15 protein-coding genes are annotated in these 12,989 nt (G+C 55.4%); 10 read left to right on the forward strand and 5 right to left on the reverse strand.

The genetic code is table 11. The features are described from left to right. Positions 1-1,022: 1,022 nt before the first annotated feature. Both GOB82_RS12205 and GOB82_RS12210 read left to right on the forward strand, forming a co-directional pair. The gene (locus GOB82_RS12205) at positions 1,023-1,196 is read left to right on the forward strand and encodes a DUF4160 domain-containing protein (protein WP_166123498.1); all 174 of its coding nucleotides are present in this window, start codon (positions 1,023-1,025) and stop codon (positions 1,194-1,196) included. Continuing rightward, a complete protein-coding gene (locus GOB82_RS12210; RefSeq protein ID WP_062454620.1) occupies positions 1,186-1,593 on the forward strand; it encodes a DUF2442 domain-containing protein in 408 nt (135 codons plus the stop codon). Before GOB82_RS12205 ends, GOB82_RS12210 begins: the two co-directional genes overlap by 11 nt. A 401-nt stretch (positions 1,594-1,994) precedes the next feature. Here GOB82_RS12210 and GOB82_RS12215 read toward each other — a convergent pair whose 3' ends face one another. From GOB82_RS12215 to GOB82_RS12225, 3 genes are all read right to left on the reverse strand, one after another. Then, on the reverse strand, positions 1,995-2,369 hold the full coding sequence (locus tag GOB82_RS12215) for a hypothetical protein (protein WP_110570076.1): 375 nt from the start codon (positions 2,367-2,369) through the stop codon (positions 1,995-1,997). Beyond that, positions 2,366-2,623, reverse strand: a complete 258-nt coding sequence (locus GOB82_RS12220; RefSeq protein ID WP_166123486.1) for a conjugal transfer protein TraD — start codon at positions 2,621-2,623, stop codon at positions 2,366-2,368. The genes GOB82_RS12215 and GOB82_RS12220 overlap by 4 nt, the downstream gene beginning before the upstream one ends. A gap of 64 nt (positions 2,624-2,687) precedes the next feature. Beyond that, positions 2,688-2,981 carry a conjugal transfer protein TraD gene (locus GOB82_RS12225; RefSeq protein ID WP_166123488.1) on the reverse strand — a complete coding sequence of 98 codons (294 nt, stop codon included), beginning with the start codon at positions 2,979-2,981 and terminating at the stop codon, positions 2,688-2,690. A gap of 162 nt (positions 2,982-3,143) precedes the next feature. Here GOB82_RS12225 and traA point away from each other — a divergent pair, with 162 nt between their 5' ends. Genes traA through GOB82_RS12245 form a run of 4 tightly spaced genes read left to right on the forward strand, consistent with a single transcriptional unit; the run spans position 3,144 to position 7,509 of the window. Next, positions 3,144-6,230 carry a Ti-type conjugative transfer relaxase TraA gene (gene traA, locus GOB82_RS12230; protein ID WP_166123490.1) on the forward strand — a complete coding sequence of 1,029 codons (3,087 nt, stop codon included), beginning with the start codon at positions 3,144-3,146 and terminating at the stop codon, positions 6,228-6,230. Positions 6,231-6,282: 52 nt separating this feature from the next. Further along, complete coding sequence (locus GOB82_RS12235; RefSeq protein ID WP_166123492.1) at positions 6,283-6,546, forward strand: type II toxin-antitoxin system Phd/YefM family antitoxin; 264 nt, start codon at positions 6,283-6,285, stop codon at positions 6,544-6,546. Between the two features lie 9 nt (positions 6,547-6,555). After that, positions 6,556-6,825, forward strand: coding sequence for a Txe/YoeB family addiction module toxin (locus tag GOB82_RS12240; RefSeq protein ID WP_045543371.1), 270 nt, complete (start codon positions 6,556-6,558; stop codon positions 6,823-6,825). Between the two features lie 12 nt (positions 6,826-6,837). Further along, on the forward strand, positions 6,838-7,509 hold the full coding sequence (locus GOB82_RS12245; protein ID WP_045543372.1) for a DUF6118 family protein: 672 nt from the start codon (positions 6,838-6,840) through the stop codon (positions 7,507-7,509). 86 nt (positions 7,510-7,595) lie between these two features. Here the strand turns inward: GOB82_RS12245 and GOB82_RS12250 are convergent, their stop codons facing one another. Beyond that, a complete protein-coding gene (locus GOB82_RS12250) occupies positions 7,596-9,377 on the reverse strand; it encodes a Hint domain-containing protein (protein WP_166123494.1) in 1,782 nt (593 codons plus the stop codon). 201 nt (positions 9,378-9,578) lie between these two features. Between GOB82_RS12250 and GOB82_RS12255 the strand changes: the two genes are divergently transcribed. The 4 genes from GOB82_RS12255 to GOB82_RS12270 all read left to right on the forward strand — a co-directional run bounded on the left by GOB82_RS12255 (position 9,579) and on the right by GOB82_RS12270 (position 11,869). Further along, a complete protein-coding gene (locus tag GOB82_RS12255) occupies positions 9,579-10,175 on the forward strand; it encodes a recombinase family protein (protein WP_081105740.1) in 597 nt (198 codons plus the stop codon). A gap of 120 nt (positions 10,176-10,295) precedes the next feature. Beyond that, entirely contained in the window at positions 10,296-10,913 is a 618-nt protein-coding gene (locus GOB82_RS12260) for a recombinase family protein (protein ID WP_166123496.1), read from the forward strand. Between the two features lie 42 nt (positions 10,914-10,955). Next, on the forward strand, positions 10,956-11,591 hold the full coding sequence (locus GOB82_RS12265) for a nucleotide-binding protein (RefSeq protein WP_062454594.1): 636 nt from the start codon (positions 10,956-10,958) through the stop codon (positions 11,589-11,591). Further along, a complete protein-coding gene (locus GOB82_RS12270; protein WP_242007403.1) occupies positions 11,591-11,869 on the forward strand; it encodes a ribbon-helix-helix domain-containing protein in 279 nt (92 codons plus the stop codon). The genes GOB82_RS12265 and GOB82_RS12270 overlap by 1 nt, the downstream gene beginning before the upstream one ends. Positions 11,870-11,912: 43 nt before the next feature. On the opposite strand, the gene GOB82_RS12275 is transcribed toward GOB82_RS12270, so the two are convergent. Beyond that, a partial coding sequence (locus GOB82_RS12275) for a replication initiator protein A (RefSeq protein WP_242007404.1) occupies positions 11,913-12,989 on the reverse strand: 1,077 nt, incomplete at its 5' end.

A 12,989-nucleotide genomic window follows, 5' to 3' on the forward strand; every position in this document is an offset into this window, starting at 1 on the left:
ATCACAAATAAAAAGATCTGGTGTCGGATATCGTTCCGGAAGTAGAACTGAGCGTCCATCAACATTCGGGGTTTCACTGACGGTAAGTGCCAGTTCGGGGTTTCGTTGACGGGTTGCTTTGATTCGGGGTTTCATTGACGATCAGTTTAGGTTCGGGGTTTCATTGACGCAAGAGCTAGATTCGGGGTTTCGTTGACGCAGATTCGGGGTTCTGGAGTCACTAGATTCGGGGTTTCGTTGACGCAAGCTGCACCAAAACACTGTTTTTGTATTTTATTTTCAGTCAGTTACGTGTTTGTGGAAAACCCTTAACACTACTATTAACACATAAATTAACACTCCAAGCCTGTGGATAACTTTTCATTTCTGAAATTTTCTACTAATTTGAATCTAAGCACCGCCTCTTGGGGGCTACGCCCCCGCCGGCTCGCGGCCTACGGCCGCCCGGATCGCGCTTCGCGCAATCTCCCACCCGGCATCCCCCTGCTCGCCCTTTCAGGGCTGCGCAAAGCAGACACGCCTACGGCGCGAAATCATAATTTGGCGATGCATGCCCGCATCATCTCTCTACCAGCATCTTCATCACCCACGTCGGCGCCTTCGGCGCCCTACGGGGCTCCCGCTCCGCGCTCGCCCGACGTCTGCAACACCAGAAGAACCGGGCAAGACCGTAATCTGCTCAAGGCATACGGTAGTTCAGGCGAACATTCAGCAGCTCACGTGTCGCAGTATGCCCGTCAGACGCCACAGGATGGCCGTACAGGCGTTATCGTGTGTGGTGGCTAGTTAGGTGGTCGATAACGAGAATTACGCTTTGTGCGGCTTCCCAGAGCGCTCTGCTGGCTTTGTCTGGGATTGATGGGCCGTCCATTTCTGTCTGACCGTCCAGATATCCTGCTCCTGACTTTCAGTGGGATGGTTTTGATTGAAAAACCCAAGCGCTAGGGATATGGTGAGTTATACCGACGCTTCTACGCATCAATGGATTTCGTGTCGTGATTTACACAACAGATCATGTGCCAATGCACGTTCACGTCATAAGCGCGGATGGGGAAGCGGTGATCGAAATTGGCAGGAAAGCCTGCCTGATACGGGCAGGTGGCATGAAGGATAAGGCTATACAGGAAGCCTTTGTCATCGTGCAGGACCACGCTGAGATGCTAGCGGAAGCATGGGAGAAGATACATGGCGAATAACGTGAACTATCAGGCTGCTCGTGAAGCAGACGCGCTTCATAGAGCGACAGTTCCTCATGCGGTCTCCGCACGGTTGATCCGTGCGCGCCGCGCTCTTCATGTCACGCTCTCCAACGGTGTTGAAATGAGCGTACCGGTGGATCTGTTACAGGATTTGCAGGGCGCTTCCCTGAATGATCTGGCTGAGATCGAGATTACCCCGCTGGGGAATGGCCTTCACTGGCCCCGTCTTGATGCTGATGTCCTGGTCGAAGGTCTGATCCACGGTATCTACGGTTCCCGAAGCTGGATGGCGGCACAGATGGGACGTGTGGGCGGATCATCCGCCAGCCAGGCAAAGGTGGCGGCTGCACGCCGGAATGGTGCGAAAGGCGGTCGGCCCAGAAACGTCGCGTAAGGCACGGTTTCTGATATTTTTCCAATCCGTCAGGCCTGTAGACTTTTGCGAACTTTAATTCAGGGACCAGCAGCGTGATGTTGGGACATTCTGATCTGTTCCGGGAGTTGGGGCCGTCAAAACGCAGAGTAAGGTCTGTTTCTGCCGGGTCAGCGTGAAGAGGGCTCCTGAGCCGCCATAATCCGCTGTAGTCGTAATCCGGTAGCCTTTGGTCAACAGACTGGCCAGAGAGTCCTGCACGGGTTTGAGCGTTGTTGGTACCGACAGGGGGGCATAGGGAGATTTAACGCCTGACTGAGGCAGCCAGTCCCCTGTGTTCCGGGCAAAGCCTGATGCCGGGAGGAGGAGAAGCGGCAGGGCAGTGAAAGTCAGTATACGCTTTTTCAAGATAACTCTCCTGATCAGATCCAGAGCTGTCGGCGGATGTTGATCAAGTCGCGCAATTTCTGGTCCTTGAGATTCTGTAAGATCTGTTCGTGATCAACCGGGTTATCTGGTGGCATAGCGGCGATGTTGCGATCGCACAGAGCTGTTTCCCCTGGCAGATCGTCACGGTACCAGAGCCAGAGGTCGATCGCCGCCTTGTCCCGGTCATTGGCACTGTGCAAACGGTAGCCGCGATACAGACGGCTCTGCTCTTTATCGTAACCCTGCGAGGTTGTGCCGAGCTCCTGTTCCACGAACTCTCCGAGTATGGAGAAGCAGGCATGAAACATGCGCTCATCCGCATCAGGATTGTCCGGCTCTTCCTGTCTGTCTGGCAGGTTATCCGTCATGGCTGCTCTTTCCTTTCTGCATGCTCTTTTTCGGCATCGAAGGCATGAAGCCCCGCGCGTCTCCATCGTGATTTCAGGTCGTCTGGAGTCGTATCATTGCCACCCTGAAGTTGCGCCGCAATATCGAGGAAGGCCCCGAGCATAGTGGCGCGGTCATCGTCGGTCAGATCGACCAGTCCCGCCTTCTGGACCAGGCCGCCCAATTCGATCAGATGATGGGTGCGTTCCCGTCGCGCCTTCGCCCAGTCGCGCATGTCGGTGCGTGCCTTTCGTGCCTGATGGCGATGGATCAGGGCCGCCTGCTTCCTGATCCGTTTTTCAAGCGCCAGCAGATCCGTTCTGATCGTTTCCGGTTCCTTTCCGGCCGCCCTTTTTTGCGCCGGCCTGAAAGAACGCCGTCCCCCGTTCGGTCCACCTCGCGACGGCTTCGGGTTTACTATCTGCCTGTTCGACAGCCGCAAGCAGAACACCAGCAAGAGCCTCGATCGATAAGGTATCGGCCCCCGTTGCTTCGACCAGTTCACCGAACTGGACAATTCTCTTGGCCTTTAACGCACGTGCCCGTTTCTGAAGTTCTTCTAGTTCCGCATCTATGTCGCGTGGTTTGCGCATTTCCGATCCCCTGCCTCGCTAGTCTGTGGCAGACTCTACCACACAAGATAGAACCGCGTCACTCATCCAGAGCAATCAATCCTTGTGGCGTAGTAAAATGTGAGTGCGCGCTTATACGTCACTTCGTGACGTGCGCTTAAGGGGTGTGATAAGATCGCGTCCATGGCGATCTATCATCTGCATGCAAAGGTCATCAGCCGTGCCACCGGCCGGAGCGCCGTGGCGGCGGCAGCCTATCGTGCAGCGTCCCGCCTGCATGATGTGCGGCTGGATCGCGACCATGACTTTTCCAACAAGAGCGGGGTGGTGCATTCCGAGATCCTGCTACGCGATGGCGCGCCGGAGCGGTTTCTTGATCGGTCTGTTCTATGGAACGAGGTCGAGGCGATCGAGAAGCGCAAGGATGCCCAGCTTGCCCGCGAAGTGGAGTTTGCACTCCCACGCGAAATGACCCAGGCGCAGGGGATCGCGCTGGCACGGGATTTCGTGCGGGAGCAGTTCGTGGAACGCGGCATGGTGGCCGATCTCAATGTGCATTGGGATATTGGTGAGGACGGACAGGTGAAGCCCCATGCGCATGTGATGCTGTCCACGCGGTCCGTGGATGAGAACGGGTTTGGTGCGAAAGAGCGTTCGTGGAACGACAAGGAACTCCTGCTTACGTGGCGTGAACGATGGGCGTCGCTCGCCAATGAACGGCTGGCCGAGCTGGACCTGGATGTGCGGATCGATCATCGGTCGTTCGCGGCACAGGGGATCGACCTTGAGCCGCAGAACAAGATCGGTCCGGCCGGCATGCGCCGGGAAGAGCGGGGCGAGGACGCGGAACGGGTCGCTGACCATCTGGAGATCGCGCGACGCAATGGCGAGAGGTTGCTGGCGGAACCGCATGTCGCTCTGGAGGCGCTGACCAAGCAGCAGAGCACATTTACCCGGCAGGATCTGGCGCGGTTCGTGGACCGGCAGACGGCGGATGCAGAACAGTTCAGTGCTGTCATGGTTCGGGTGGAGGCGTGTCCAGAGTTGGTCGCGCTCGGGAAAGACGGTCACGGGCGGGAACGGTTCTCCACACGGGAGATGATCGGGGTCGAGCAGCGTCTGGAAGAGGCATCGCTAGCGATGGGGCAGTCCCAGGGGCATGCGGTGCCGCTGGCGGTGCGTCGGGCGGCGATGGCGCGGGACGGGCTTGGGGACGAGCAGGCGCTGGCGGTGGGCGAGGTCACGAAGTCCCGCGACCTGTCTGTGGTGGTCGGTTATGCCGGGACGGGGAAGAGCACCATGCTGGGTGTGGCCCGTGAGGCATGGGAAGAGGCCGGGTATCGGGTGCGCGGGGCGGCGCTGTCGGGGATCGCAGCGGAAGGTCTGGAAGCGGGGGCCGGGATCGAAAGCCGGACGTTGGCCTCCCTGGAGCGTGCGTGGGAACGTGGGTTTGACCTGCTGGAGCGCGGGGACGTGCTGGTGGTGGACGAGGCTGGCATGGTGGGGTCACGGCAGATGGAGCGGGTGCTGTCGGCCGCGCGCAGTGCTGGGGCCAAGGTGGTGCTGGTAGGTGATCCCGAGCAGTTGCAGGCGATCGAAGCCGGTGGTGCGTTCCGGGCGGTGGCCGAGCGGGTCGGGTCTGTGGAAATCACCGCCGTGCGCCGGCAGCGTGAAGGCTGGCAGCAGGCGGCCACGAAGGAGCTGGCGACGGGGCGGACGGGGGAGGCGCTGGGTCGCTATGAGGCGGCTGGCCTGGTGCGTGGGCATGACACGCTGGAAGAGGCGCGGGCCGGAGTGGTGGCCGGGTGGGATGAAGCCCGGCAGGCCGCCCCAGAAGAAAGCCAGATCATGCTGGCGCATCGGCGTGTCGATGTGCGGGCGCTGAACGAAGCGGCGCGCGAGATCCGCAGGGAGGCGGGTGAGCTGGGTGACGACGTGCTGGTGCCGACCGCCCAGGGCGAGCGGGTGTTCGCGGACGGGGAGCGTGTCTACTTCCTGCGCAATGACCGGGAGCTGGGGGTAAAGAACGGTACGCTGGGGACGGTGCGGGGTATCGTGGGGTCGGCTGAGGCTGGGGATCTGGCGTTATCGGTCCAGCTTGATGGGAAGGAGGGAGCCGGACGTGGCCGGGTCGTGTCTGTGTCGGTGGCGGATTATGACGCGCTGGATCATGGCTATGCGGCCACCATCCACAAATCGCAGGGTGTGACGGTGGATCGGGCGCATGTGCTGGCGACGGGGAGCATGGACCGGCACGGGGCCTATGTGGCGCTGTCGCGGCATCGGGAGAGCGTGTCTGTCCATTGGGGCCGGGATGATGTGGGCGATCGGGACGGGCTGGTGCGGCGGCTGTCACGCGAGCGGCTGAAGGACACCACGCTGGATTACCCGCATGTCCGGGATCGGGATGCCGGGTTTGCGCGTCGGCGCGGACTGCATGTCCCCGAGAGCGAGATCGTGGTGGAGCGTGAGAAGGCCGCCTCTGGCCCCCGGCAGGACAGGCAGGCCGAAGGTGTGCCTATGCCAGAGCCTGCGTCGGCACAGCAAAAACGCGGGATGTTCGATGGACTGGACCTGTCCGTGCGGCCGGGGCGTCGCACGGCGGAAAAAGACGTGTCAGCCGGGATGGATGCCGGGGCCGGTAAGGGGGAAAGTGGGATTGAGCGTGAGGCTCCCGCCTCTCTCTTTGCGGGTTTGAGGCTGCCCCGTGTGCAGCGTGAGCAGGTGCCGGCCGGGCTGGACGGGTTTGTGCCGGGTGGTGATCCGCTTCAGCAGGCGGTGGAGCGGTATGCGCGGGCCTGGGTGGATGCCGAGCGCATGGTGCGTCAGGAGCTGCCGGTGCTGGAGCACCAGAAGAAGGCGCTTTTTGAAGCCGGGCGGGATCTGGAGCGGGTCCGGCGTGGCGGTGAGGCGGATCTGCGGGCGGCGCTGAAGCATCAGCCGGAGATCCGGCAGGCGCTGTATGGTCTGGAAGGTCCGGCACGGGCGCGCAAACTGGTCGAGGGGCTGGAGCATGAGGACAGGGTGCGGAAGAGTCCGGATCTGCGGGCGGCGCGGTTTGTGAAGACCTGGGACGGGCTGAGCCGCGAGCAGCAGGGTGTGGCGCTGAAAGAGCTGAAGCGGGATGCGCAGCTTGAGTCCATCCTGCGGGAGAAAAGCCGCGAGCTGGGTATCCGGAAGGGATCGACGCTTGATCACGGGTTGCATCCCCATCAGCGGGAGCACTCCCTGTCGCGCTCCAGGTCGCGCGGTATGGATATGGGGATGTAAAACAGGAGACGTACAGAAAACTGTACGTTATAGTGAGGGTGGAGGATCGATCATGACCTGTGTTTCCTATACCGACCTGCGCCAGAACCTCGCGCATTATCTGGATGAAGCCGTGAACAGCCGCGCGCCGATTGTCGTGACCCGCAAGACCGGGAAAGGCAGTGTCGTGCTGATGTCGGAAGAAGAATTCTCCGGCTGGCAGGAAACCGTGCATCTCCTGAGCAGCCCACGCAACGCGGAGAGGCTGTTGGGGAGCATTCGTGACATCGAGCACGGGGTAGCGACCGAGCGTGAGCTTTTGAAGCAGCAAGGGTGAACCGTTGGTGTGAAGGTCTTTTTTCATGAAAATGGCTGGGAGGATTATCTTTCCTGGTTTCAGTCAGACACTGCGGTTCTTGAGAAGATCAATACCCTGATCGACGATGTAAGGCGGCATCCGTTTCAAGGGCTGGGTAAGCCGGAACCATTGAAGGGGCAGCTTTCCGGGTGGTGGTCTCGCCGGATTACGGGAGAACATCGTCTGGTCTACCGGGTTCAGGGGCGCGCGGGAGAGGATCAGCGGATTGAGGTTGCCCAGTGCCGGTTTCATTACTGAAGGAGAAGCGTCATGAGCGAGACGGATCCGGCAGCTCGTGCCTTTGAGGATCTGTGCGCTGAAATGACAGTGCTCCGGCGCAGTGTGGAAGCATTGCCCCAGGCATGGCGGGACAACCGGCCGCCAGATTACACGGAGGATCTGGCCCGTGTCGTGAAAGCCATGAATGCGGTCGGGACGCATATGAAGGCGATTGAGGCCAGCCCGACGCTGAAAATGACGCCCCAGGCGTATGGGCAGGGGATACGGGAGGAAGGACTGGCCGCCAGCCGGAGACTTGAAGGGGTCTTCGAAAAGGCGATCGGAGAGGTCCGGAAAGAGCGGCAGGTGCTGGCGTCGATTATTGGTCAGGCAAACAATCGGCGGGATCAATGGTTTTATCTGACTTTTATCGGAATTATGGCTTTTCTATTTGGGGTGGGGATCGCACCGCTTCTGTTTAATCACATCACCTGGAAGAATTTTGATGAGCGTGTGGCTTCGTTCATTGTTGGGGGCCAGGATCGGTGGGATTCCGGATATGCGATGATGCGGGATGCACGACCTGAGCAATGGAACAGCTTTATGTGGGAGGATCGGCTGGTGCAGGACAATATGCCGCAAATCAGGGACTGTCGGATCGCGGCGACTCAGTCCGGACACCCGAAGGCTTGTGTGATTACGGTGAAGCCGGATGTACAGTAGTATTTGATGAGAAATAAGTTTTCATAAGGAAAGGGCTTTCCCGGCAAAGGGAAAGCCCCAACATTATTTGTCCGGGTTAACCGAGATTAAGCAGAACGTTTTTTTATATCAGAGTTTGGCTTTGTGTTCAGCAGATAGGGGCCTGCGGCACGAATAGTCATGGAGAGAATACCCATTTTCCCATGTGTCAGGTGATCACCTAACGGGAGTTCAGCATTCCCATTAGTCCATGCGCAGTCCGTCCAATCGGTATCATGCCAACCCGCAGGTTTTTCGTCCTGAAGGTGAGAAGTAATATCGAACTGCTGTTTGGCACATTGAAGCTGCACATCTGCTACGGCCACGCCCATATAGCGACGATCATCGACAAACGGGCCAATCACGTCTGATGGACGGGTAGAACGCGAGACGATCCGCACAGACTCTGTATTTGGTGGTAGCATGAAGCTGTAGTGATGCGCGGTCTTACGCATGGGACGGATCACAGCGCCTGTCTGAGTGATAAGATGTAGGTCAGGATCCGTTGTCGTTTCGATTTTTGTCGTCGAGATCTTGGTGCCCACAACACTGTTTTCACGCCATTCCAGAGTCCGGAAGAGCGGTTCTACAAAGGAGCGTTCCACGCCCAATGGCGCACCGGCATCATCGGCCCAGTTCTTTACCGCTCCGCGCAGAGTTGCGATTTTGCCTTCCTGACGGAAGGATGAACGGTTCCCGGTATCAAGATAGCTTTCTGTGAGCATGCCATCAGCGGTGATGACAGAATGCTGTTCTGTTTCTACGTGATAGTAATCGTAAGAAGTAATGGACTTGTCATAGAAGATAGACACACCATTGACCAGCATACGAACGGGGACAAAACGGTCTCTGAAGAACAAGCAATGTTCGGCAGTAATCAGCATGTCTTTATAGGGAACGCCGTCAGAGATCGCGTTCTTGATTACGCGGACCGGCCAGCCTGCCTCATCGTCGGGGAGGTCAAATCGTACTTTGCAGTGTCCTTTGCCTGTCCATATGACTGGACGAATGACATCCTGATTGTTTCGCCAGTCAAAAGTAACGACTTGATCGCCAATCTGGATATCTTCTACTGCAACATCACCTTTCGATGTACGGATCATGCTGCCAGATAGGAAGCAGACAAGGACAGCACTTGTTCCTAAGCTATTGGTCGGAGAAGCGCTGATGTACAGGTTTCCACCACTTTCTTGTTGATACAGAGAGTTATTGGCAAGCGTATAATTTCCGTTTACGTTAATCGTAAATCCATTATTCGTCGTTATACTTGTGGAGGATCCATTATATGTGGCATTGATAACCGCTCCTGCACCTGGAATTTCGATGGTCGCCCCAGGATTACTAAAGCCTGATATATTTTTGAATGTGAGAATATTTATGCCAGAGGAGGGTGTAATAAGAAGAGTTCCCCCACCCGTACCAAAGGTAATGCCAGAGCCCGACAAGGCAGAAATTTCAGATCCGCTGGTAATACTACCCAAATTGAGGGTTCCACCATTTTGTATGGTAAAATTCGTTCCACTTAAAAGTCCTATTGCATTCGCACCATTAAAACTTAGTGTTCCCCCATCTGCGGTCAAATTAATTCCGCTGATTGCACTTAGAAGACTTGTAGTAATATTGGATGTAACATTGGATCCTGGTCCAGCAGTTATAGAATAAACACCTACAAGGCCTATCACACTAGGAGCTATATGAACCGTAGCTACGACTGGTTGTCCGCTTGGATCTTGTGAGAATTCTACACTTCCTCCGCCTACTGAGATAACACCAAGAACTGGAAGTGCAGGGACGAGTGTGTAATCACCACTTTGATTTACGGTATTACCGTATCCGTATAAGGTTGTCATTATCATACTTCCTGATTTGCGCAAACATGGTTTTAATTTAGTTTGCTGTTTTTGAACACATCATTTTGTAGCCATATCTCGAGAAAAAACAAGAAAAATAGTTATCAAAAAAAAACAAACCATGTTTGCGCAAATCAGGAATTGCGTAAATTTGTATTCTTGGTTAAGTCTCTGCCATCGTCGCTTCAGGATGGCAAAACAGTGTCTCGTAAAATTGGATATGCCCGCGTAAGCACAATTGGTCAGACACTGGATGTGCAACTTCAAGCCCTACAAGATTATGGCTGCACTAAAATATTCCGCGAAAAAGCCGGTGGTGCTGATGCAGAGCGCATCCAACTTCAGAAACTCCTGAAAGGTCTGTCAAAAGGCGAGATTGTTGTTGTCACCCGCATTGATCGTCTGGCGCGGAGCACGTTTGATCTGTTTGGAATCGTTAAGGAAATCACCCAGAAAGGAGCACAGTTCTGCTCCATAGCGGAACCGTGGGCTGATACCATGACAAGCACTGGTCGTCTGATGCTGGCTGTATTGGGTGGTCTTGCTGATGTTGAGCGGGACTTGATCAGAACGCGCACTGCGGAAGGACGATTACGTGCAACGCGGCGAGGTGTGAAAATGGGCCGTCCTGCGGTGATTACACAAGCACAGCGGCATGAAATAATACGTCGGCGTCAAAACGGAGAAACACTGAAGATGATTGCCCAAAGTTATGGAATTAGTGCTGGAACGGTTTCACGGATTGTAACGGGAGCAGATAGTCATCGCTGTCGCAAACAACTCACAAACGAAGACTGAGCTTTTTATTTTTCGGAATGAACGGAAAAAGCTTGTCCCAATATGACTATAGTCTGATTGGGACAAGCCGGAGCTACGGTGTATCAAGGGCTACATGGTGGTTTTTCCGGGAGGGTTCAAATGGGACAGCGCGCGGTCATCTATTGCCGGGTTTCCACGGCCGATCAGTCCTGCGCGCGCCAGAAGGACGAGCTGACGCGGTTTGCCGAACGCGCAGGCTACGAAGTGCTGGACGTTTTCATGGAGACCGGCTCTGGTGTCCGGATGGATCGGGCCGAGCGTCGAAAGGTCATGGCACTGGCTCAGGCCCGTGAAATTGATGCCATTCTGGCGACGGAGCTGTCCCGCTGGGGACGCTCGACTATTGATCTCATCTCCACGCTTCAGGAGCTGGAGAGCTATCGTGTTTCCCTGATCGCCATAACGGGGATGACGTTCGACCTGGCTACGCCACATGGACGAATGCTGGCGACAGTTCTGGCCGGGATCGCGGAGTTTGAGCGGGATCTGATCAGCGAGCGGGTGAAGTCCGGTCTGGCCGCTGCTAGGGCGCGCGGGAAGGTTCTCGGCCGACAGAAAGGAGAGCGGCCGAAGTCTGACCGTCTGGCTCCGAAGGTTCTGGCGTTGGTGGCTGAAAAGCGGAGTTATCGGTGGATCGCCCGCGATCTGGGAATCAGCAAGAACACTGTCGCTGCCATTGTGGAGAGGGATAAGGTGAGGCCTTCTCTTCCCTCGTAGAAAGTGTATACAGGTATAAGATTATACGTGTAGGGGTGTAGCATGAAGGTTCTTGCTGTTCTTTCGCAGAAGGGCGGTGTCGGAAAAACGACGCTTGCAACCTGTCTCGCTGTCGCGGCTGAGCAAGCAGGTAAGGTTGCTGCTATTATTGATTTGGACCCACAGGCGACAGCCTCTTTCTGGAAAGACGTACGCCAGCTCGATACACCGGCTGTGGCTTCAATTCAGCCGATACGTTTGCCTGCAATACTCAAAGCCTGCGCGGATGCGGGGACTGATCTTGTGATTATCGACGGAGCTGCTGTTGCGCGTGATGTAGCTTATGAAGCGGCGCGGCATGCTGACTTCGTTCTCATTCCGACGAAGACGGCCGTGTTCGATACAATGAGTATGACACACACATTGGATGTGGTTCGTCAGCTCGATAAAGCGTTCGCTGTCGTTTTAACTTTTGTGCCCCCCCAGGGGCAGGAGACAGGGGATGCCATTAAGGCCGTGACCGAATTGGGGGCAACAGTCTGTCCGGTGACAGTAGGAAACCGCAAGGCATTTTTCCGTGCACAGGCGGCGGGACAGGCTGTGCAGGAATTCGAAGCACATGGGCCAGCAGCAAACGAAATTAAGCGTTTATACGAGTATACAGATATACAATTATACAAAAATCGGGAGGTAGTGTGATGGCGAAAAGCAATACGCTACAAGCGATGCTTGATCGCGCCAAAGGTAGTGGTGAGGCAATGCCAACCCCTTCCCCGAAGCCAGATATATCATCCAGTAAACCTACGCTGAATGGTCGTAAGGGGACCAAGTTGATCGGTGGGCATTTTTCTCCTGAAGTCAGCACCCAGCTTCGTATTATCGCGGCCGAAGAGGGAACGACGGTTCAGAGTTTGCTTGGAGAAGCACTGGACGATCTGTTTGTGAAGAAAGGACGAAGCAGGATCGTTAGCGGATAAGTATACATTTGTACATGTATACAATTATACACGTAGGCTGTGTCTAGCGTATAGGGTTGCGTTTGTGTCGGTTGCGGCAGAATCCGACAAATGCGGCACTGGGGTTTTGCAACTCTGGTTGTCCGCTATCATTCCACCATGACACCCATTCATCATAGAGTGCGTAGATATCATATCCTGGAGCAACTCCTCTAGCGTCATGGAAACCCTCGGGATCGACAAATGGTTTCTGGAGCTTTGGCTCTATTACCTTGACGGTGTCCATCGTTTCCCGATTACGGAAAGTAACTGTGTTGCTGTTTATTTCGACAGCATAATCAGGCAAGTGGTTATTGATTGCCAAGTCACGGAGCATTGAGCGAAATACGCGAATATGGCTACTGGCCCCCGTTTTTTTCTGTAAAATTTCTATAGAAACAACCCATTTTTCCTGAGCGCCACAATGCTTGCGTGCAAGTTCGTATATTCTCCGTTCAAGTGGTTTGCGTAAACGGAAATAATCGCGATGTAATGTCAGTACACTTCGGCCTTCGATCATTCTGAATAGCCATTCGGATAGCGTTACCTTGATTTCGGACATTTGTCCGGAATTGGTCTTACGGACAATTCGCCATTCATTGATAAGGCCAAAGCCTTCGGTGATTTCTTCTCCATCAGCTTTGATGTTGGTGGTGATCCGTGTGCCTGCTAAGCGCTCAAATGCGCTCCGAAGCCGCTTATAGCCATCACCATCGGTTTGACGGTTGGTCCACACCAATAAATCGCGTGCGGTAAGGTGGAGAGTTCGATTTGGCTGCTCACCTTGATTCATTTTCGCGATCAGCTGCGAAATGCAATAGATAAGGATATCCTTGTCATGGATCGTCGCGAGCCCTTTGACGCTCGGAACGATCTCAACTGTATTGCCATTGTGCTCGTATCGGAAAATGCGTCGATCAGGTTTAGTGGCAAGCGAGAAAATTGGATGTTCCATCGAGGCCATATCATCTTTGGGGATGGCATCAAGGACATCACAAATAAAAAGATCTGGTGTCGGATATCGTTCCGGAAGTAGAACTGAGCGTCCATCAACATTCGGGGTTTCACTGACGGTAAGTGCCAGTTCGGGGTTTCGTTGACG

Origin of the sequence: Acetobacter farinalis, assembly GCF_011516935.1 — a bacterium.
In the GTDB taxonomy this organism is placed as follows: Bacteria; Pseudomonadota; Alphaproteobacteria; order Acetobacterales; family Acetobacteraceae; genus Acetobacter; species Acetobacter farinalis.